The sequence below is a fragment of the Dactylosporangium roseum genome (genome assembly GCF_025264685.1).
Lineage (GTDB): Bacteria > Actinomycetota > Actinomycetes > Mycobacteriales > Micromonosporaceae > Dactylosporangium > Dactylosporangium roseum.
In genome coordinates, this window is the sequence record NZ_CP073721.1 from 2,286,420 (window position 1) to 2,306,807 (window position 20,388).

Genomic DNA, 20,388 nt, shown 5'->3' on the forward strand with positions numbered 1-20,388 from the left:
GTCGTCGCTCTCGCGGCTCTGTTAGCCTCCGTCGTGCCATCGCGATCCGAGATCGTCGCTCGCCTGCGGGCCGCCGGCTGTGTCTTCGCCGAGGACGAGGCGGCCCTCCTGCTCGGCGTCGCCCACGACGAAGATCATCTTGAGTCCATGATCGCGCGCCGCGCGGCGGGGTTCCCGCTGGAGCACGTGCTCGGCTGGGCCGACTTCGCCGGCGCGCGGGTCGCCGTCACCGGCGGCGTCTTCGTCCCGCGCCACCGCACCGAACTGCTGACGACGACCGCCCGCGCCCTCGTCCGCCCGGGGCACACCGTGCTCGACCTGTGCTGCGGCACCGGCGCGCTCGGCCTCGTGGTCGTGCGGGACGTCACCCCGGTCCGTCTCGTCGCCTCGGACGTCGACCCGGCCGCCGTCGAGTGCGCCCGCCGCAATCTCGCCCCGCTGACGGGGGAGGTGTTCTGCGGCGACCTGTTCGCGCCGCTCCCCGCGGACCTGCGCGGAACGGTCGACCTCCTGCTCGCCAATGTCCCGTACGTGCCGACGGCCGAGATCGCCTACCTCCCGGAGGAGTTCCGCGTCCACGAGGCGCGCTCGGCTCTGGACGGCGGCGCCGACGGCTTGGACATCCTGCGCCGCCTCGCCGACGAGGCACCCGGCTGGCTGGCCCCCGGCGGCACCCTGCTGACCGAGGTGGGTGCGGCGCAGGTGGATCCGGCACGCGAGATCCTGTCGTCGGCCGGTCTGCGCCCGCGGACGGTTTCCGACACGGAGACCTTCGTCGTCGTCGCGTCCCTGCCCTGACCGTCGTGCCGCCCCATGATATGAGTCATCCATTGCATTCATAAATGTCGAATCGATATGTATCATACTCCCCATCATCCAACTCGATGGGGAGGCTCCCGGATGGTTCGAGGGTTCATGTCCGCAGAGCACGCACCGGCCCGGCGCGCCGGCGCTCACGCACGCCGGCTGCTGGCCGTGCTCACCGCGGTTGTCGCGATCGTCGGCGTCCTGCCAGGCGCGGCGCACGCACGCGAGACGCAGGAATCGGTCGTCGGCGGCACGCGGGCGGCGCAGGGCGAGTTTCCGTTCATGGTCCGTTTGTCGATGGGCTGCGGCGGCGCGCTCTACAGTCCCCGCCTGGTGCTCACCGCCGCGCACTGCGTCAGCGGTACCGGCACGAACACCAGCATCACCGCCACCCTCGGCGTTGTCGACCTGCAGTCTTCCAGCCGGATCACCGTGCGGTCGAACTACGTCTACCGCGCACCCGGCTACAACGGCAACGGCAAGGACTGGGCACTGATCCGCCTGGCGAGCCCGGTGACCGGCCTGGCAACCATGCCGATCGCGACGACGACGGCGTACAACAGCGGCACCTTCACGGTCGCCGGCTGGGGCGCGGCCCGCGAGGGCGGCGCACAGCAGCGCTACCTGCTCAAGGCGACCGTCCCGTTCGTGCCCGACTCCACCTGCGACAACTCCTATCCCGACCTGATCCCGGGCGACGAGATCTGCGCCGGCTACGCCTCCGGCGGCACCGACACCTGCCAGGGTGACTCGGGCGGCCCGATGTTCCGCCGCGACGCGTCCAACGCGTGGATCCAGGTCGGCATCGTCAGTTGGGGCAACGGCTGCGCCCGTCCGGACTACCCGGGCGTCTACACCGAGGTGAGCACCTTCGCCTCGGCGATCGCCTCGGCCGCCGCGAGCCTGGGTGGCTGATCGCCGGTTGACCGGCGGCTGATGCGAGGAAGCGGTGGGCGGCCCGGCGAAGGGCCACCCACCGCGCCTTCGCGGCTCGCGCTGTTCGCGGCGGCGGCCCGCCCCGTGCCAGGCGCTCGCCGCGCCGGACCGCCCCGGGTCAGACGTTCATCGTGACCCGCTGTCCGAGCTCGTGGCTGATGCGCTCGAACGTGCCCGCGTTCTCCTGCTTCTGGACCAGGTTGGTCTGCAGGACCTGCGCGCACTGCGTCTCGCCCATGAGCAGGGCCTTGTCGATGAGGCCTCGGTAGCCGGCCATGCCGAAGTGCGCGAGCTTCGTCTCGGCGTCGACCGTGTAGATCTCCAGCGCCTCGGTGGAGGGGCGCTGGCTGGTGAACTGCTGGAACTCCGCGCGCATGCCGTCGAGGGTCGTGCAGGAGACGTCCATCGGCTCCGTCTCCATCATCGCGAAGCACGTCTCGAGGTTCTGGATCTTCTGCTGACCCTGCTGCTGCTGGGCGCGCAGGATCTGGGCCAGCGGGCTCTGCTCCGCCTGGCCGAGGATCTCACCCACCAACTGGTTGCTCTTGCGCTCGGCGTCGTACATGCCCGACAGCTCGTAGAGGAACAGGTCGGCCGGGTTGTCGAGTGCCATCTGCTTCTCCTGCCTGGGTTGGGTCTGTGGGTGCTGCCGGCCGCGCTCTACCCGCTCCGCACGGCACTGAACACGACGGCCGGGCTGAACACGACGGCCGGACTGAAGTCGCTGCCGCCGGCCCGGCAGGGGAGCCGATCGACGGCTGGTGGCCGGCGTGGAACCACGCCGATGGACAGGCGCTAACCTCGATGCGTGGATCGCGTCGTGATCGTGGGGGCGGGGCCGGTGGGCACCGCCTCCGCGATCCTTCTCGCGCAGCGCGGCGTGCCGTGCCTGCTGCTGGACCGGTATGCGGAGCCGTATCCGCTGCCGCGCGCGGTCCACGTCGACGACGAGGTGGTGCGGATCCTCCAGGAGCTCGGCGTCGCCGACGAGTTCCTGCGGGTGAGTCGGCCGGGGCTGGGGCTGCGGCTGCTCGACGGGCGGCACCGGGTGATGGCCGAGTTCCGGCGGGACACGGCCACCGGGCCGCACGGGTATCCGCAGGCCAACATGTTCGACCAGCCGGATCTGGAACGGGTGCTGCGGGCGCGGCTGGCGACGCTGGACGGCGTCGAGTTCATCGGCGGCGCGGAGGTCGTCGGGGTGTCAGCGGGTTCGTCAGCGGGTTCGTCGGCGGGTTCGTCGGCAGACGTGACGTACCGACTCCTCCGAACCGGTGCGGAACACACCGTCCCGGCGGCGGCCGTCCTCGGCTGCGACGGGGCCAACAGCACCGTCCGCGGGTTGATCGGGGCGACGCTGGAGGACCTGCGCTTCGAGGAGCGCTGGCTCGTCGTCGACGGCGTGTGCGACCGCGACCTGGGCGCGTGGGGCGGGGTCCACCAGGTCTGCGACCCGCGCCGGGCGGCGACCTTCATGCAGATGGGTTCGCTGCGGTACCGGTGGGAATTCCGCCTCCACCCCGGTGAGTCCATTGTGGACGTACGGCCGCTGGTCGGCCCGTGGCTGGGTGACGCGGCGGTGCGGATCGTGCGCCGCGCGGAGTACACCTTCCGGGCCCGCGTCGCCGATCACTGGCGCTCCGGCCGGGTCTTCCTCCTCGGTGACGCCGCCCACCAGACCCCGCCGTTCATCGGGCAGGGACTCGGCGCCGGGCTGCGGGACGCGTACAATCTCGCGTGGAAACTCGCGTCGGGTGACGAACGGCTGCTCGACTCCTACGAACGGGAGCGCAAGCCGCACGCCCGCGCCCAGATCCGGCTGGCCATCGTGGCCGGCTGGGCGATGACCGGCGGGCAGGACCGCGCGGCGGCGGTGCGGCGGGTGGTGCTCGGCGCGATCTGGCGTGTGCCGGGCCTGAAAGGGCTGGCGCTGCGCTCGACGAGCCCGCCGCTGGACCACGTCGGCCGCGGCCGGCGCGCCGGTCGCCTCGCGCCGCAGCCGATGGTGGTCTGGGAGGGGCGCGAGGTGCGGCTGGACGAGGCGCTCGGCCCCGGCTGGGCGACCCTGTTCGGCGAGCGGCCACCCGCCCCGCGCCGGGTCCGCGGCCGCCCGATCCGGGTGACTCCCGAGCTCGACCCGTCCGGCGCCCTGCGCCGGTGGATGCGCGGCCGGACGATCGTGCTGCGCCCGGACCGGGTCGTGCACGCGGCACACTGAGCCGGCGTGCCAGACGGTCACCGGGTGGGCGCCCGCCGCGGCGGCGCGACCGTCGTCCTGACCGTGCTCGCCGGGCGGATGGCGCGTGACGGCCACACCTTCTACCGCTCCGACAACGGTGTATGGCTGACCGAGGAGGTGCCGCCGGAATACCTACGCGTGCCCTGAGCCGGATGCTGAGCCCAGCCGCTGCCGCAGCAGCGTCGCCAGCGGGATCGACTCGCCGTCGCGGGCGCCCTCGCCCACGATCAGGCGCGGGGTCGCGGGCTCCGGCGTCACGCCGGTGAGCCAGCCCGTCGCCGACGGCGGGACGAGCAGGGAATAGTACTCGCCGTCCTCGCCCACCGCGATCGTCCGGGAGGCATTGAGGTACCAGCCGTGCAGGGAAGTGCGGTAGGACCGGCCGCGATAGGACTGGGCCCGCAACGGCTCCGTCGGCACGCCGGCCTGCTTCGCGGCGGCGACGAACTCGGCGATCTGCGTCATGGCCTGGGCGGCCTCCGCCGCGAGCCGCTGCTCCAGTGCCGCTCCGTGGTGCGCGACCGCCCGTGCACGCTGCTCCCGCCAGTCGCTCTCAGGCTGCGGGGGCGACGGAGGCTGCGGGGGCGACGGGGGCCGCGGGGGAGCGGAGTCGTCAGGAGAGGCCGCCGAGGTCACACCGCTCACCATAGTGATCAGCCGGTCGTGCCGTCTCGACCAGGCCACCGGGCTGCGCGCGGGCCAGCTCCGCGGGGCCGTACCGCCGCGAGCCGCTACGCGCCGACGCGGCCGGGCAGCTCGTGATGCGGATGGACACCGGCCGCCGTAAGGTTGCCAGGCCACCACCGCACCTGGACCCGGATCGTCCGGGTGCTCGGGCGGATCCCGGCGAACCCGCCGACCAGCCCGGCGAGCAGCGGCAACAGCGGTTGCTCGGCCGCCGCGACGATCTGCTCGTTGTACCAGTCGCAGATCACAGACACCGACCACGCCACCGGCGTGAAATGCCCGCCTGGGATGCTAGACAAGCCCGCGTTGCCCACCGGGCCACACATGAGCCACACACGCCAGAGCCACACACGCCAGAGCCACACACGCCAGAGCCACACACGCCAGAGCCACACACGCCAGAGCCACACACGCCAGCCACACCCACCAGCCGCGCCGACTGAGGAGCACCATCGTGACCGCGATCATCAACGACGAGGGCATGGCCGGCTTCGCCGACCTCGGCCTGCGGGACGAGTTGCTCAAGGCGCTCACGGGACTCGGCTACGAGGAGCCGACCCCGATCCAGCGCGAGGCCATCCCGCCGATGCTCGCCGGCCGCGACCTGCTCGGCCAGGCGGCGACCGGCACCGGGAAGACGGCCGCGTTCGCGCTGCCGCTGCTGCAGCGCATGCCGCCGCCCGGCGGTGACAACCCGTCGGCCCTGGTCCTGGTGCCGACCCGCGAGCTGGCGGTCCAGGTGTCGGAGGCCATCCACCGGTACGGGCGGGACCTGGGCACCCGCGTCCTGCCGATCTACGGCGGGCAGCCGATCGGCCGCCAGCTTCGGGCGCTGGAGCAGGGCGTCGACGTGGTCGTCGCGACCCCCGGCCGGGCGCTGGACCACCTCGGCCGCGGCACCCTGCGCCTGCACGACCTGCGCGTGGTGGTGCTCGACGAGGCCGACGAGATGCTCGACATGGGCTTCGCCGAGGACATCGAGGCGATCCTCCAGGAGACCCCGGAGGACCGTCAGACGGTGCTGTTCTCCGCGACGATGCCGCCCCGCATCGACGGCCTGGCCCGCAGCCACCTCACCGACCCGGTCCGGATCCAGATCGGCCGCGAGCCCACTCCCGCGGGTGAGGCGCCGCTGGTCCGGCAGGTCGCCTACGTCGTGACCCGCGCGCACAAGCCCGCCGCCCTCGGCCGGGTGCTCGACGTCGAGGCGCCCGGCGCGGCGATCGTGTTCTGCCGCACCCGCGACGAGGTCGACCAGCTCACCGAGACGCTCAACGGCCGGGGATACCGCGCCGAGGCGCTGCACGGCGGCATGGGCCAGGAGCAGCGCGACCGGGTGATGGCGCGGCTGCGCAACGGCACCGCCGACCTGCTCGTCGCCACCGACGTCGCCGCCCGCGGCCTCGACGTCGAGCACCTGACGCACGTGGTCAACTACGACGTGCCGTCGGCCCCGGAGTCGTACGTGCACCGCATCGGCCGGGTCGGCCGCGCCGGCCGTGAGGGTGTGGCCATCACCCTCGCCGAGCCGCGCGAACACCGCATGCTCAAGACGATCGAGCGGATCACCAAGCAGCGCATCGTGATCGAGAAGGTGCCGACGGTCGCCGACCTGCGGGCCCGCCGCCTGGAGTTGACCCGGGCCGCCCTGCAGGAGAGCCTCCTGGCCGACAAGGGCCTGGAGCGGTTCCGGGTGGTCGTCGACACGCTCGCCGAGGAGTTCGACCTGGTGGAGATCGCGCTGGCGGCGGTGAAGCTGGCGCACGAGTCGGGCGGGGTCGGCGACGGCGACCAGGAGGAGATCCCGGAGGTCACCATCCGTCCGCCGCGCGAGCGGGACGGTGAGCGGCCGGGCCGGCGGGTCAGCGTCCGCGACGCCGACGGGCGTGGCCGCGGCCGGGACGGCGGGCGGCGGACCCCGCCGGGCGGCATGACCCGGCTGTTCGTCGGTGCCGGCCGCAGCGCGGGCATCCGGCCGCAGGACCTCGTGGGCGCGATCACCGGCGAGTCGAGCCTCACCGGCCGCGACGTCGGCGCGATCGAGATCACCGACCGGTTCTCGCTGGTCGAGATCCCGGAGCAGTCGGTCGACGAAGTCATCGACACGCTGCGGCGCACGACGCTGAAGGGCCGCCGCCCGGTGGTTCGCCGCGAGCGCAGCCGCCCCTAACGCCTGTTTGGGTCGGTAACGCCTGTTTGGGTCGGTACAGCTAGAGCCGCAACGGCAGGGTGCCGCCACCGGGCAGGGTGAGCGTCAGGCCGGCGCCGGCCGGCGGCGCGTCGAACGCGACCGTCCGGTCGGCCGTGGCGCCCGGCCGGAGGTCGACGGCACCCGCCGTCCGGCCTCGCAGCGGCACGCCGTCGGCGGTGACCCGCACGGCCGCCGCGTCGATCCGCGCGAGCGTGCGGCCGGTGTTCGTGAACCGCAGCGTCACCTCGAGCCGGTCGGCGCCGAGGAGATCGACGCTGGTCACCCGGACCGGCGCGGGCCCGGCGGCGGACGACGGGGCGGCGGACGGCGGCGCACTTGACGACGGCGCACTTGACGGCGGGTTCATGACGCCGGCGACACCGCCGACGGCCAGCCCCGCCGTGGCGGCGAGCGTGAGTGCCCTGAACGCGTCCCGTGCCAGCCCCATGTCCCGCAGCGTCACACGGCGGGCTGTGGTGCGACTGTGGTGCGACTGAGGTGCCGTGCCCGCCGGTCTTCAGGATGTCAGCCGGTCGGCCGACTTCTTGTCCTCCGCGGTGGGCCCCCACGACTCGACGACCACCGGCGCGCCGAGCGTGTCCTCGACGGCCGTCACCCAGTCGCGCACCTCGGCGTACCGCGGTTCGGCGCCGGCCAGGCTCCCGGTCATCGCCTCCTGCCGGGTGAGGTCGCCGGGCGGGCCGGGGGTGAGCCGGACGCCGCCGTAGCCGGTGCACATGCGGCTGACCGGCAGGTCGAGGTGGGTCAGCGCGAGGCCGTCGACGCCGCCGCAGACGTCCAGCGCGTACCGGTGCGCGACCGCGTCGAAGTGCCCGACCCGGAACTCGCCCTGCCACGGGTTGGCGGGATTGTTCGGGTCGGTGATCCCGAGCGACGGATCCTCGGTGACCAGCGGCCCGGCACCGTGGCGGGTCGTCACGGTCCGCAGGACCCCGAGCCGGAACGCCGGGGCGCCGTCCAGCAGTTCCTCGGCGTTGGCGAACGTGGTCGTGCTCCAGGTGGTGTACGGGTGGAAGCCGTGCCACTCGTCGAGCAAGACCCCCTGGGCACCCTCGAAGACGCAGGGGCCGTCGTCGAAGCGCATGCCGTCGACGATCGGCACCGTCGCCGCGAAGGCGGTGAACGCGCGCACGCAGTCCTCGACCGGCGGCCCGTCCACGCCGAGCCGCGCCCGCAGGGCGGTCAGCTTCCGGCGCAGCGCCCGCGGGTCGGCACAGTCGCCGACCCGCGGTGTGTCGTCGGCGTGGGACAGCGCGTACGCCATCGTCTCGCCGACGCCCATCCCGCACGAGCCGTGCCGGTCCGCTCCCCGGGCGAGTTCCTTGGCGCGGTTGGCCTCGCGGTGGTACGGCGTGGCGACCAGTGCGCGCCGGTCGACCGTCAGCCGCTGCCAGACGTCGTGGACGCCGAGGGCGATCAGGTGCTCGGCCTCGGCGACCAGCGCGAGCGGGTCGACCACCATGAACCGGGACAGGTGCGTGCGCACCCCCGGACGCAGCGTCCCGGCGCCGAACTGCGCGAAGGTGTGCTGCCGCCCGTCGGCGAGCACGACGGTGTGCGCCGCCTGCGCGCCCCCGTTGAACCGCACCACCGTGTGAACCTCGCGGGTGGCGCACAGGTGATCGACGACGGTCCCCTTCCCGCAGTCCCCGAACCCGAGGTCGACAACAACGACGTGCACCGGCGCACTCCTTCCGTCGCCCACCAACTGCGTTGATCTTGCACTTGTGGTGCCAGGACACTCCCACGATGTCCGGGTTTGTCAGGCACCACAACTGCAAGATCAACGCAGTTGGTGGGGGTGGGGGATAGGGGATTGGGGGGGTTAGGGGCGTTCCACTGTTACCGGGGTGGACAGGTCGGACGGGGCCGCGCCCGTCGCGACCGGGGCGCGGTCGGCGCCGATGCGGGCCAGCGCCCTGCCGACCGTCGCCGTGGCCACCGAGCCGACGTCGCGCAGGTCGTCGAGGCCCTCGTCGAGGTCGATGGCGTCCTCGCCGAGCCCGACCGTGATCGCGATCGTCTCGCACACCGCGTCGAGGTCGTCGAGCGCGATGACGTTCTGGCCGAGCAGGTCCCGCCAGAAGTCGAGGATCGTGGTGTTGCCCGCGTACGAGGAGCCGGCCGGCAGGATGTAGTAGGTGTCGTACGTGCGGCGCACCTCGTCGACGATCGCCTTCAGGCCGATCGGCTCGGCGAGCCGGTCGCCGATGACGGCCTTGACCTCCGCCGGCTTCACCCGCTTGTAGGCCTGCTCGTCGCCGATGATGAACAGATAGCCGCGCCTGCCCCGCTTCTCGTAGCAGTCGATGCTGGTGTGCCGGGCCATGAAGTACATCGCCAGTTCGTACGACTCGGTCATCTGGCCGCCGCCGCCGCCTTCGAGCACGATGCGGCCGAGGTCCTCGTCGAGCCGGTTGTCCGACTCGAACTGCCCGACCTGCAGCGGCACCCGGTCGCACGTGGCGTCGCCGATCGCGCCGAACAGGATCTGCGGGTCCTTCACGTACCCCTTGCGCAGCAACAGGCCGAGCAGTTGGGGCAGCTTCTGCTGCAGGACCCGCGGGACCGACCCCATCGAACCGGTGACGTCGAAGAGCACGGCGATCGCCACCGAGTCCGGGTGCTCGTCCGAGTCCCGGCTCTCGCGAACCGTGACGCCCTTGGGGTCGAGTGCGGTGTGGACGCTACGGGCGCCCGAGTCGCTGTACGCGAAGGCGCTCTTGCCGGTGGCGCGCCGGTAACGGTCGGCCGCGTCGTAGACGTCGGTCGACCAGATCCCGCTTCCCATTTTTTGCTCCTCAGATCGTGAACGGACGAAACTTGCGGGGGCCGTACAGGCGGTGCAGCAGCTCGTCGAACTCGCTCAGCAGGCGCCACGCGTCGTCGGGACGCTGCCGCGGCGAGGCGAGCCGGCACCCGTCGGCGAACCGGCGCAACGGCTTCGGCGCGCGGTCGCCGATCAGGTCGGCCATGACCCGGGCGGCCATGGCCAGGTCGGTGTAAGGGCCCGGCGTGCCGCGGCCGAGCACCTCGGCGGGGTAGTGGTCGCGGTACCGCGGGACGATCGCGGCGATCCGCTGGTCCGGCTCGGCGGCGCTGTAGCACCAGTCGACGAGGACCACGCCGTGGTCGTCCGGCTCGATGAGGACGTGCTCGGGCAATACCGCACCGTGGATCACGCCTGCCCGGTGGGCCAGGCCCAGCGCGACCAGCAGCCGCCGCCACATCCACGCCGCGTCGCGCGGATCGAGGCCGTGGGGGCGCTTCGCGGCCACCTCCGCCAGGCTGTGCAGCCCCCCGACGGAGGTGGCGATCACGTTGGCCCGCCGGGCGACCCCGCGCTCCTTGTGGCGGAAGGTGTCCACGAGCCGCGGGACATAGGGGAGGTACCGCGGGTCGCCGCGCTCGGCCAACCGGCGCAGGGCTGCCGCCTCGCGCGCCAGCAGGTCGTTGCACGACGGGTCGCGGACCAGCTTCAGGTGTCCGTCCGGCACGCGGTAGAGGTTGGCGAGGTCCCCCGTCCAGTCGAGGACCGCTGTGGAGTAGACACCCTTCGCGCTGCGGATGGCGCCGCGGCTGCGCCACAGCTCGGCCAGGCGCGCGAACGCCTTCGCGCCGGACGGTCCGGCGGTGTCCGGGTGGGTGAGGCGGGCCAGCCTGCGGTACGCCCGGGCGGGGTCGTCGCCGCCGAACAGCTCCTCGGCGGTGGCGCGCTCGACGAGGGCGATCGCCTCGGTCGTGCTCGTGGGGAGGTTCACCGCACCGTCTCCTCCTTGCTGGGCATGAGCAGCGCCGGGTGCAGCAGTCGCGCGTCGCCGGCGCGGTAGAGCTTGGCGCGCGGGCCGCCGCGGCTGCCGCCGCGCTCGGTGACGGCGCCGGTGCTCTCGACGAACCCCGGCACCGACAGCACCTTGCGGTGGAAGTTGCCGGCGTGCAACTGCTCGTCCCAGACCGTCTCGTAGACGGCCCGCAGCTCCGCGATGGTGAACTCCTCGCCGACGAACGTCGTCGCCAGCGGCGTGTACTCCAGCTTGGAGCGGGCCCGGTCCAGGCCGTCGGCCAGGATCGTGCCGTGGTCGAACGCCAGCCGGTCCACCTCGCCGACCGGCGTCCAGGCGGCCACGCGGGCGTCGCTGCCGGAGACGGGGTCGGGCAGGTCCGGCGCGAACGCCAGGTAGGCCACCGAGACGACCCGCATGCGCGGGTCGCGGTCCGGCGCGCCGTAGGTGCCGAGCTGCTCGAGGTGCAGCCGGCGGTTGGCCGTCGCCACGCCGGTCTCCTCGGCGAGCTCGCGCGCCGCGGCGGTCGACAGGTCCTCCCACTCGCGGACGAACCCGCCGGGCAGCGCCCACATGCCCTCGCTGGGCGGGCCAGCGCGGCGCACCAGCAGGACGGTGAGCGCGTCCTGCCGGATGGTGAACGCCACGACGTCGACGGTCACCGCGACCGGAGGATAGGCACGCGGGTCGTAGCTGGCGAGGAACTCGGCTTCGTTCACCGTCACGATCCTTCTCGATCAGAGTCTTGCTCGTGCTGAGTCTTTCTCACACCGAGTGCTTCTCGAACTGAGTATTTCTCTATCTGAGAACAACATAGCGCCGAGTGGCGGGAGGGCGCAAGGTGAATGTGCTGTCAGCCCGCTGTCAGGCGGGTGCGCAGGTGGTGGCTGCGCGCGGCGGAGACCTGCGCCGCGACGGCGTCCCTGATCAGCCCGCTGCGGTGGCGGACGCGGCCGCCCCGGCCCTCCACCAGCAGGTGGGCGTGGACCAGCCCGTCGACGGCGTCGAGGATCTCGTCGACGCCGAGCCCGGCCACGGCGGCGAGCTGCTCGACCCGCAGCGTGCCGAGCGCGGCGGTCAGCCGGAGCACCACCCAGGCCGCCGGCGCCATCCAGCGAGTGCGCTGGCGGGCCAGGTGCATGGCGACCTGCCCGGCCGTCGCCGGGTCGGCGGCGACCAGCGCCGGGATGCCGCCGCTCGCGGCGAGCGTCGCCGGGTCGAGGTCGGCGCCGGTCAGCGGCTCCAGCCGGAGCACCAGCCCGGCGTCGAGCGCGCCGAGCGGGCGGGCGGCGATCGCGGACGGGTAGCGGTACGAGACCACGACGCGCAACCCGTGCTCCTGGAGCCAGCGCAGCTCCACGACCGAGTCGGCGTCGAGGTGCTCGGCGTCGTCGATCGCGACGATCCGCCCCGGCAGGCCGTGCGCGATCGAGTCGAGCTCGGCCGGGTGCAGGGCGCGACGCTCGGCCATCGCGGCGTCGAGGACGTCGTCGGCCGGCCGGCCGAGCTGGTGCAGTACCGTGCGCAGCCAGCCCAGGCGGAGCGCGCCGCCCGGCCCGGGACCGCGGCCCAGCCCGGCGGTGCCGGGGTGCAGCTCGCGCAGGCGGGCGAGCAGCGCCGACTTGCCGGCGCCGGCCGGCCCGGCGACGTGGACGACGGCGGGCCCGCCCGCGAGGGCCGCGAGCTCCGCGTCCCGGCCGAGGAACCCGGTCACCGGCTGCCGGGCCACGTCCGGCAGGACCGGTCGGCGCCGGTCGCCCCGGCGCCGGTCGTGGGCCGGAGGCCCGGGCCGTTCGACGCCGGCGTCGAACGCTGTCAGGAGGGTGTCGCGCAGCGTGACGGTCTCCCGTGACGGCGCGACGCCCAGCTCCTGGTCCAGCGTGCGGCGGCACCGGTCGTACCACTGGATCACCGCATCGGCGCGGCCGAGACCACCGGCGGCGCGCATCCCGGCCCGGTAGGCGCGCTCGGTGAAGGGTTCGAGCTCGCTCGCCTCGCGTGCCAGCCGCTGGGCCCGCGCGGGATCGGCGCCGGCGGCGGCCTCGGACAGGTCGAGCAGCGCCGCGACGACGACGGCCCGGACCTCGGCGCGGGCGGGCGCGGCCCACTCCGCGTACTCGTCCTCGGCGAACGGCAGGTCGCGGGCGAGCCGAACGATCTGCTCCCGCACGTCGGCGCGGTCCGGACGGGTCTCGGCGAGCCGCGCGGCGGTGCGCAGCTCGGCCAGGTCGAGCCGGGCGCGGTCGGTGGCGAACACGTAGCCGCCGGCCCGGGTCACGATGAACGACCGGGCGGTCGGCACGCCCGGCTGGAGCGTGCGGCGCAGCACCGAGACGTAGTGCTCCAGCGCGGCCACGTGGTTGCCCGGCAGCTCCTCGCCCCAGACCGCGTCGGCGAGGGCGTCCTTCGACTGGAGCCGGTCGTGCCGGGCCGCGAGCACGCCGAGCACCTGGCGCGCCCGGCGCGGCAGGTCGTCGCCGGTCAGCCGCCGCTCACCGCCGGCCGCCTGGCCGATGATCTCGAGCCGTCCGAGCACCCGCACGTCCACGCCCGGCGCGATCGGCAGGAAAGCGGCGTTTCTGAGGCGTTACCGTTGCCGAGCGTGCCGTCTTCGGGTCCGCCGATCAGCCGAAGGGCAGGCCGGCGCGGGCGACGATCGGGCGCGGCGCCGTCATCCGCCACGCCTCGGTGATCAGGTCGGCCAGCTCGTCCTCGTGCGCCTTGCGCAGCCGGACCTGGACCCAGCTTATCCGGCCCGAGGCGCCCGCCTTCTTGTAGGCCCGCGGATCGTCCTCGACGAGCGCGGCCTGCTCCTCCCGGGTCGCCTTGACCAGCATCGTCCAGTCGTCCTCGCACAGGTAGGCGAAGCCCTTGTCACGCACCCGGAACCCGATGTGGTTGCCGTGCTGACGCTGCTCGACCTCGGGCAGCGTGAGCACCATCCGGAGCGCCTCGTCGACGCTCACTCCGCGTCCGGTTCGGATCCCCATGACTCTGGTGTAACAGGCGGGTACGACACTTTTCCGGGGATCCGATTTTCCCCTTTTGGGTCTTTCATGATCGAGGTGGACGCCGACCCGGCGCACCGTGCCGATTTCCGCGATCCTCAGCACACGTCCGTGTGCCTCGGCGTGTCGGCCGGGATCCATGACTAGGCTGATCGGCCGGACCGGATCGAACCGCGCATCAGGAGGTTGGCATGGCTGACTCGTTCGTGCATCTCCACGTGCACACCGAGTACTCCATGCTTGACGGAGCGGCACGGCTCAAGGAGATGTTCGCCGAGGCCAACCGGCTCGGCATGCCGGCCGTCGCGATCACCGACCACGGCAACATGCACGGGGCGTACGACTTCTACAAGCAGGCCAAGGCCGCCGGCGTGACCCCGATCCTCGGCGTCGAGGCCTATGTGGCCCCCGAGTCCCGACTGACGAAGCAGCGGATCCGCTGGGGCCGGCCGGATCAGAAGGACGACGACGTCTCCGGCTCCGGCGGCTACACGCACAAGACCATCTGGGCCCGCAACAGGACCGGCCTGCACAATCTGTTCCGGCTCAACTCCCGGGCGTCGATCGAGGGTCACTTCGTGAAGTGGCCGCGCATGGACGCGGAGATCATCGCCGAGCACGCCGAGGGCCTGATGGCCACGACCGGCTGCCCGTCGGGTGAGGTGCAGACCCGCCTGCGGCTCGACCAGTTCGACGAGGCGCTGAAGGCGGCGGCGAAGTACCAGGAGATCTTCGGCCGGGAAAACTACTTCCTCGAGGTCATGGACCACGGCCTCGACATCGAGCGGCGGGTCCGGGCCGGCCTGATCGAGATCTCCAAGCGGCTCAACATCCCGCCGGTGGTCACCAACGACTCGCACTACACCCACGAGGCGCAGGCCGAGGCGCACGACGTGCTGCTGTGCGTGCAGACCGCGTCCAACGTCAACGACCCCAACCGGTTCAAGTTCGGCGGCTCCGGCTACTACCTCAAGTCGGCCGACGAGATGCGCGCCGTCGACTCGTCCGACCTGTGGCGGGAGGGGTGCCGCAACACCCTCCTCGTCGCCGAGAGGGTCGACACCGAAGGCATGTTCGAGTTCCGCAACCTCATGCCGCGGTTCCCGGTGCCGGAGGGCGAGACCGAGGAGTCGTACTTCCGTGCCGAGGTCCGGCGCGGCATGGAGCGGCGCTTCCCGAACGGCATCGACGAGGAGCACCGGCAGCAGGCCGAGTACGAGGCCGACATGATCGTCAAGATGGGCTTCCCGGCGTACTTCCTCGTCGTCTCCGACTTCATCCTGTGGGCCAAGAGCCAGGGCATCGCGGTCGGCCCGGGCCGTGGCTCGGCCGCCGGCAGCCTGGTCGCCTACGCGATGGGCATCACCGACCTCGACCCGCTGCCGCACGGCCTGATCTTCGAGCGGTTCCTCAACCCCGACCGCGTCTCGATGCCCGACATCGACATCGACTTCGACGAGCGCCGGCGCGGCGACGTCATCCGGTACGTCACGGAGAAGTGGGGCGAGGACCGGGTCGCGCAGATCGCGACATTCGGCACGATCAAGGCGAAGGCCGCCATCAAGGACTCGGCGCGGGTGCTGGGCTATCCGTTCGCGGTCGGCGACCGGATCACCAAGGCGATGCCACCGGCGGTGATGGGCAAGGACATCCCGCTGTCGGGCATCTTCGACCCCAACCACCCGCGGTACTCCGAGGCGGTCGAGTTCCGGTCGCTGTACGAGAGTGACCCCGACGTGCGGAAGGTCGTCGACACCGCGAAGGGTCTGGAGGGCCTGATCCGCCAGACGGGTGTGCACGCCGCCGGCGTCATCATGTCCGCCGAGCCGCTGATCGAGCACGTGCCGCTCATGCGCCGCGACGCCGACGGGGCGATCATCACGCAGTTCGACTACCCGACCTGCGAGACGCTCGGCCTGCTGAAGATGGACTTCCTCGGCCTGCGCAACCTGACGATCATCGACGACGCCGTCAAGAACATCGACAAGAACCACGGCATCAAGGTCGACCTGCTGTCGCTGTCGCTGGACGACGAGGCCGCCTACGAGCTGCTGGCCCGCGGCGACACGCTCGGCGTGTTCCAGCTCGACGGCGGGCCCATGCGGTCCCTGCTGCGGCTGATGAAGCCGGACAACTTCGAGGACATCTCCGCGGTGCTGGCGCTCTACCGGCCCGGCCCGATGGGGGCCAACTCGCACACCAACTACGCGCTGCGCAAGAACGGCCAGCAGGAGATGATCCCGATCCACCCGGAGCTGGAGGAGCCGCTCAAGGAGATCCTCGGCCCGACCTACGGCCTGATCGTCTACCAGGAGCAGGTGCAGCGCGCCGCGCAGAAGCTCGCCGGCTACACGCTGGGCCAGGCCGACCTGCTGCGGCGGGCGATGGGCAAGAAGAAGAAAGAGGTCCTGGAGAAGGAGTTCGTGCCGTTCCGCGACGGCATGCGCGCCAACGGCTACAGCGACGAGGCCATCAAGAAGCTGTGGGACGTGCTCGTCCCGTTCGCCGACTACGCCTTCAACAAGGCCCACACCGCCGGCTACGGCCTGGTGTCGTACTGGACCGCATACCTCAAGGCCAACTACCCGGCCGAATACATGGCCGCCCTGCTGACCAGCGTCGGCGACGACAAGGACAAGATGGCGCTCTACCTGTCGGAGTGCCGTCGCATGGGCATCGAGGTGCTCCCGCCCGACGTCAACGAGTCGGCCGGCCCGTTCACCCCGGTCGGCAAGGACATCCGCTTCGGCCTGGCGGCCGTGCGCAACGTCGGCCACAACGTCGTCGACGCGATCGTGCGGTGCCGCCACGCCGCGCCGTACAAGGACTTCCACGACTTCCTGTCCAAGGTGGACGCCGTCGCCTGCAACAAGAAGACGGTCGAATCGCTGATCAAAGCCGGCGCGTTCGACTCGATGGGGCATCCGCGGCGCGGCCTGCTCGCGATCCACGCCGACGCCATCGACGCCTACGTCGACATCAAGAAGAACGAGGCCATCGGCCAGTTCGACCTCTTCGGCGACGCCTTCGCCACGGACGACGGCGGCGGCACGGGCCCGGCGATGACCCAGCCCATCCCCGAGATCGAGTGGGACAAGCGGGAACTGCTCACCTTCGAGCGGGAGATGCTCGGCCTGTACGTCTCCGACCACCCGCTGTTCGGCCTGGAGTCGGTGCTGTCGAAGGCCGCCGACACGGCGATCAGCAGCCTCTCGGAGGAGGGCGCCGTCCCCGACGGTGCGGTGATCACGCTCGCCGGCATGCTCACCGGCGTCCAGCGCCGCATCACCAAGCAGGGCAAGCCGTGGGCGTCGGCGACGCTGGAGGACCTGGGTGGCGCCGTCGAGGCGCTGTTCTTCCCCAACACGTACGAGCTGGTCGGCCAGTACATCGCCGAGGACGCGATCGTCGTGGTGAAGGGCCGCGTCGACCGCCGCGACGAGACGCCTCGCCTGATGGCCATGGACCTGTCGATCCCCGACGTCAGCACCGCCGACGAGAACCGCCCGGTCGTGCTGTCCCTGCCGGCGAACCGGTGCACGCCGCCGCTCGTCGACCGGCTCAGGGAGATCCTGACCAATCACCCGGGCAAGGCCGAGGTCCACGTGAAGCTGAGCCACGGCTCGCGGATCACCCTGCTGCGCCTCGGCCCGTATCGGGTCGACCCGACAACGGCTCTCAAGGGTGACCTCAAGGCGTTGCTCGGCCCGAACAGCTTCTCATAGTGCTGTCCCGACTACAGGGGGTTCGCGTGCCGGTCGACACGGCATGCAGGTCTGTGCGGACGGTGAGCGCGCGATAAGGTCGGCGGGTGCATACGCACGCCCTTGCCGACGACCTGCGCCCGCGTAGGTCGTTGTGGCTGTCCCGGCGTGCGCGCTGGTCGGCCGCGATCGGCGTGGCACTCGCCGTCCTCCTCGTGGTCTTCGGGGTCGTGTACCGGCTGAATCAGCAGCCCTACGCCTTCGACCGCCTCACCCTGGTGGCCGGTGTCGGCTATCCAGGCGGGGGTGACGCCGGGGGCGCGGCCGGTCACGGCACCCGCGCCTACCTCGACGGCGGGCGCGCCTTCATCGGGCACCCGACCGGCGGCGGGAAGTTCGACCTGCGGGCCGTCGACGTCGAGCGGCCGGGCGGCGCCCCGATCTGGACCAACACCTCGCTCCGCGACGTCGACAGCTTCCGCGTCGCCCGCGGCTCCGTGATGGTCACCGGCCTGCCCGACAAGGACAGCCGCCGCCGGATCACGCTGCTCAACGCGTCCAACGGCGTGCCGTTCGCCACGTTCGGGGTGATGAACAGCGACCTGTGGGTGCTCGTCGGCAAGTACTTCGTGCGGTACCGCGACAGCGACCACAAGCTCGTCGTGACCGACGTCGGCACGCTCGAGGAGATCGTCGCCCTCGACCAGCCCGGTGGCCCGCGTAGCTGGTGGCTGACCGACAACTGGAGCGGCCAGCAGGTCCCGACGTCGGTCGACGGGGCCCAGCTCGACGAGGCGTTCACCGTCGACCCGCACATCGTCCGGGCGACCGCCGACCGGGGCCTCGAGGCGATCAGCCTGTCGAGCGGCAAGCCGCTCTCGGCCGCGACCGGCCTCGCCGGCCCCGAAGACCTCGTCTACCCGTACGACGAACAGCTCTTCGTCGCGAGCCGTGAGCACGGCCAGGTCCGCGCGTACGACCGCCGGAAGCTCGGCAAGGCGCAGTGGAGCTGGTCGCTGCCCGACCCGCGGTCCGCCCCGACATTCGTGACCGTGTGCGGCGAGCGGCGGGTCTGCGTGGGGGAGCAGCACCACGTCACCGCGCTCGACACCCGCACCGGCGAGGTCGAGTACCGGCTCGACGTCGACCGGCCCGGGCACGTGCTGCCGGTCGGCGACCGCGTGATGCTCCACCACGAGACCGGCGGCCGGTCGCAGTCCTCGCTCGTCGACCCCGACGGCCGGATCACGACGAGCTGGCCGGACAAGCGCGCGGCGCGGCTCGACGAGGGCAGCTACCTGCTGCTGCCGTCGACCGTGCCGGACTCGGGCGCCTTCCCTTGGCTGGGCGTGCAGGCGCAGAACGGCGCGGCCCGCGAGCTCGGCAACCTCGACGTGCGCCTCGACTCGTGCACGTGGAGCCACAAGTACCTCGCCTGCGCCGCCCCCGGCGAGTTCGTCTTCTACCGGGTGCGCAGCCCCTGGTATTCGGGCCGGCTCTGAGCCGGGCTTCCTGGCGCGCTGGGCTTTTCTAGTGCTGTGGGATTTTGTAGCGCTGGGCTTTCCTAGTGCGTCGGTGTCTCCGGGCGCGCTTGCCGGCGCCGTGCCAGTTGGAACATCGTCACACCCCCGATGCCGACCCAGACGATGTTCAGCACGGCCGACGGCCAGGCGCCGTTGACGGCCGAGTTGAACGCGAGGGCGACCGCGCCGCTGATGTTCATGAGCTGGAAGCCGGCGCCGTCCCCGGCGAGCCGCTTCGACGAGACGAGGGCATAGGCGGTGACCAGCGCGGCGGCACCGAGCCAGCCGATCAGGGAGATCAGGAACTGCGAACTCACGGAATGCATGTTCGCATCCAGCCCGGCCGCGTCGATCACCCGGCGGTCGACGCCTCGACGCCCTGGTGACGGCGGGCCGGCCCGTCTCGGACCGGCCCCCGGCGCTCAGGAGACGGATCAGTAGACGGATCAGTAGACGGACAGGTGCACGTGGTTCGTGTGGTCGCTGCTCGGGTCGCCGTTGCCGCCGCTGTACGCGTGCCATCCGGCGGCCGGCGTCCAGATCTGCCGGTACCAGATCACGTACATCACGCCGAGCGCCTTCGCGTTGCGGACCAGCCACGTCGCAAGCTGGGTGCCGTACTCCTTCGACGCGCCGGTCGCCGCGCCGCCGAAGCCCTTCGCGTCCGCGGCGAAGTCGCACGCCCGGCCCTTCGGATGCTCGTACGGCTCATCCGGCGGCCGCCAGCACGACACGAAGTGTGTGAAGCCGGTCTTCTGCACCTGTCGCAGGGCGTGCAGGGTGCGCGGGGTCAGGCAGCCTCGCGTCGTCGGATCCTGCACGCTGCACGACTCCACCGGCCAGGACCCGTCGGCCCGCCGCGGCGCCGGCTGCGCGTTGATCTTCGGTGCGTTGCCGCTGGTGGTCGTCGCCGCGTCGAGACCCTTCGCCGCGGCCTTGTTCGCCGCCTCGGCCTGCCGCGCCTCGGCCAAGGCCTTCTCGACCGCGGCCTTCTGCTTGGCCATCGCCGCGACCTCGGTCTGCTGCCTGGCCACCTCGGCGTCGATGCCCGCCTTGGTGGCGGTGAGCTGGTCGCGGAGCGTGGCGAGCTTTTTGAGCTGCCCGGAGTTCTGCCGGGCGATCACCTCCAGGGTGCTGACCTTGTCGGCGAAGACGCCGGGGGAGGCGCTGTCGAGCAGGGAGGCGGCGCCGCGCATCCCGCCGCCGTTCTGGTAGGCGGCGATCGAGATCGTCTGAGTTTCGTCGCGCAGCTCGACGTACCGCGGCTCGAGCTCCGCCTGTTGGGCGGCGAGCGAGGCCTGGCGCTGCTCCGACGCGTCGAGTGCGTTCTGCGCGTCGATGTAGGCCCGGTTCGCGGCGTCGAGCTTCTGCGCGAGCTCGGTCGTGCCCCCTTCCGGCCCGGGCGTGGGCGCGGCGTGGGCGGTGGACGGGACGAGGAGGACCGCCAACGCGCAGACGGCGGCCACGATCCACGGAGGTCTGGACATACT

At 72.1% G+C, this 20,388-nt stretch carries 19 protein-coding genes; 7 read left to right on the forward strand and 12 right to left on the reverse strand.

Translation table 11 applies throughout. From position 1 onward, the window contains the following. The first annotated feature begins 33 nt into the window (after positions 1-33). Together Drose_RS11445 and Drose_RS11450 are read left to right on the forward strand one after the other, a co-directional pair. On the forward strand, positions 34-798 hold the full coding sequence (locus Drose_RS11445) for a putative protein N(5)-glutamine methyltransferase (RefSeq protein WP_260728146.1): 765 nt from the start codon (positions 34-36) through the stop codon (positions 796-798). A gap of 117 nt (positions 799-915) precedes the next feature. Beyond that, positions 916-1,722 (forward strand): S1 family peptidase, encoded by an 807-nt coding sequence (locus Drose_RS11450; RefSeq protein ID WP_260728147.1) that lies wholly within the window; start codon positions 916-918, stop codon positions 1,720-1,722. Between the two features lie 139 nt (positions 1,723-1,861). On the opposite strand, the gene Drose_RS11455 is transcribed toward Drose_RS11450, so the two are convergent. Beyond that, positions 1,862-2,356, reverse strand: coding sequence for a YciE/YciF ferroxidase family protein (locus tag Drose_RS11455; protein ID WP_260728148.1), 495 nt, complete (start codon positions 2,354-2,356; stop codon positions 1,862-1,864). Positions 2,357-2,551: 195 nt separating this feature from the next. Here Drose_RS11455 and Drose_RS11460 point away from each other — a divergent pair, with 195 nt between their 5' ends. Both Drose_RS11460 and Drose_RS11465 read left to right on the forward strand, forming a co-directional pair. Beyond that, on the forward strand, positions 2,552-3,961 hold the full coding sequence (locus Drose_RS11460) for a bifunctional 3-(3-hydroxy-phenyl)propionate/3-hydroxycinnamic acid hydroxylase (RefSeq protein ID WP_260728149.1): 1,410 nt from the start codon (positions 2,552-2,554) through the stop codon (positions 3,959-3,961). 6 nt (positions 3,962-3,967) lie between these two features. After that, positions 3,968-4,129 carry an RNA 2'-phosphotransferase gene (locus tag Drose_RS11465; protein WP_260728150.1) on the forward strand — a complete coding sequence of 54 codons (162 nt, stop codon included), beginning with the start codon at positions 3,968-3,970 and terminating at the stop codon, positions 4,127-4,129. Here the strand turns inward: Drose_RS11465 and Drose_RS11470 are convergent. Both Drose_RS11470 and Drose_RS11475 read right to left on the reverse strand, forming a co-directional pair. Beyond that, positions 4,115-4,618 (reverse strand): hypothetical protein, encoded by a 504-nt coding sequence (locus Drose_RS11470; protein ID WP_260728151.1) that lies wholly within the window; start codon positions 4,616-4,618, stop codon positions 4,115-4,117. The two genes, Drose_RS11465 and Drose_RS11470, sit on opposite strands and share 15 nt — an antisense overlap. A 95-nt stretch (positions 4,619-4,713) precedes the next feature. Then, positions 4,714-4,923 carry a hypothetical protein gene (locus Drose_RS11475; protein WP_260728152.1) on the reverse strand — a complete coding sequence of 70 codons (210 nt, stop codon included), beginning with the start codon at positions 4,921-4,923 and terminating at the stop codon, positions 4,714-4,716. 227 nt (positions 4,924-5,150) lie between these two features. Between Drose_RS11475 and Drose_RS11480 the strand changes: the two genes are divergently transcribed. After that, entirely contained in the window at positions 5,151-6,839 is a 1,689-nt protein-coding gene (locus Drose_RS11480) for a DEAD/DEAH box helicase (protein WP_260729693.1), read from the forward strand. A 40-nt stretch (positions 6,840-6,879) separates the two neighbouring features. Here the strand turns inward: Drose_RS11480 and Drose_RS11485 are convergent, their stop codons facing one another. The 7 genes from Drose_RS11485 to Drose_RS11515 form a co-directional block, all read right to left on the reverse strand. Further along, complete coding sequence (locus Drose_RS11485; protein WP_260728153.1) at positions 6,880-7,308, reverse strand: hypothetical protein; 429 nt, start codon at positions 7,306-7,308, stop codon at positions 6,880-6,882. Positions 7,309-7,377: 69 nt separating this feature from the next. Beyond that, entirely contained in the window at positions 7,378-8,562 is a 1,185-nt protein-coding gene (locus Drose_RS11490; protein WP_260728154.1) for an adenylosuccinate synthetase, read from the reverse strand. A 144-nt stretch (positions 8,563-8,706) separates the two neighbouring features. Continuing rightward, positions 8,707-9,672, reverse strand: coding sequence for a hypothetical protein (locus Drose_RS11495; protein WP_260728155.1), 966 nt, complete (start codon positions 9,670-9,672; stop codon positions 8,707-8,709). Between the two features lie 10 nt (positions 9,673-9,682). Then, positions 9,683-10,642, reverse strand: coding sequence for a lipopolysaccharide kinase InaA family protein (locus Drose_RS11500; protein WP_260728156.1), 960 nt, complete (start codon positions 10,640-10,642; stop codon positions 9,683-9,685). Further along, positions 10,639-11,388, reverse strand: a complete 750-nt coding sequence (locus Drose_RS11505; RefSeq protein ID WP_260728157.1) for an NUDIX hydrolase — start codon at positions 11,386-11,388, stop codon at positions 10,639-10,641. The genes Drose_RS11500 and Drose_RS11505 overlap by 4 nt, the downstream gene beginning before the upstream one ends. A 128-nt stretch (positions 11,389-11,516) precedes the next feature. After that, positions 11,517-13,211, reverse strand: a complete 1,695-nt coding sequence (locus Drose_RS11510; protein ID WP_260728158.1) for an AfsR/SARP family transcriptional regulator — start codon at positions 13,209-13,211, stop codon at positions 11,517-11,519. Positions 13,212-13,287: 76 nt separating this feature from the next. Continuing rightward, entirely contained in the window at positions 13,288-13,653 is a 366-nt protein-coding gene (locus Drose_RS11515; RefSeq protein WP_260728159.1) for an MmcQ/YjbR family DNA-binding protein, read from the reverse strand. A 209-nt stretch (positions 13,654-13,862) separates the two neighbouring features. Here Drose_RS11515 and dnaE point away from each other — a divergent pair, with 209 nt between their 5' ends. Together dnaE and Drose_RS11525 are read left to right on the forward strand one after the other, a co-directional pair. Continuing rightward, on the forward strand, positions 13,863-17,396 hold the full coding sequence (gene dnaE / locus Drose_RS11520; protein ID WP_260728160.1) for a DNA polymerase III subunit alpha: 3,534 nt from the start codon (positions 13,863-13,865) through the stop codon (positions 17,394-17,396). 86 nt (positions 17,397-17,482) lie between these two features. Next, entirely contained in the window at positions 17,483-18,877 is a 1,395-nt protein-coding gene (locus Drose_RS11525; protein WP_260728161.1) for an outer membrane protein assembly factor BamB family protein, read from the forward strand. A 62-nt stretch (positions 18,878-18,939) separates the two neighbouring features. Here the strand turns inward: Drose_RS11525 and Drose_RS11530 are convergent, their stop codons facing one another. After that, positions 18,940-19,215, reverse strand: coding sequence for a CBU_0592 family membrane protein (locus Drose_RS11530; protein ID WP_260728162.1), 276 nt, complete (start codon positions 19,213-19,215; stop codon positions 18,940-18,942). A 129-nt stretch (positions 19,216-19,344) separates the two neighbouring features. Then, complete coding sequence (locus Drose_RS11535; protein ID WP_260728163.1) at positions 19,345-20,385, reverse strand: coiled-coil domain-containing protein; 1,041 nt, start codon at positions 20,383-20,385, stop codon at positions 19,345-19,347. Positions 20,386-20,388 lie beyond the last annotated feature (3 nt).

Bases quoted from the DNA above. Each gene is read 5' to 3' on its own strand.
- Drose_RS11450 (WP_260728147.1), top strand. From the start codon at position 916: ATGTCCGCAGAGCACGCACCGGCCCGGCGCGCCGGCGCTCACGCACGC.
- Drose_RS11455 (WP_260728148.1), bottom strand. From the start codon at position 2,356: ATGGCACTCGACAACCCGGCCGACCTGTTCCTCTACGAGCTGTCGGGC.
- Drose_RS11480 (WP_260729693.1), top strand. From the start codon at position 5,151: ATGGCCGGCTTCGCCGACCTCGGCCTGCGGGACGAGTTGCTCAAGGCG.
- Drose_RS11485 (WP_260728153.1), bottom strand. From the start codon at position 7,308: ATGGGGCTGGCACGGGACGCGTTCAGGGCACTCACGCTCGCCGCCACG.
- Drose_RS11495 (WP_260728155.1), bottom strand. From the start codon at position 9,672: ATGGGAAGCGGGATCTGGTCGACCGACGTCTACGACGCGGCCGACCGT.
- Drose_RS11515 (WP_260728159.1), bottom strand. From the start codon at position 13,653: ATGGGGATCCGAACCGGACGCGGAGTGAGCGTCGACGAGGCGCTCCGG.
- dnaE (WP_260728160.1), top strand. From the start codon at position 13,863: ATGGCTGACTCGTTCGTGCATCTCCACGTGCACACCGAGTACTCCATG.
- Drose_RS11535 (WP_260728163.1), bottom strand. From the start codon at position 20,385: ATGTCCAGACCTCCGTGGATCGTGGCCGCCGTCTGCGCGTTGGCGGTC.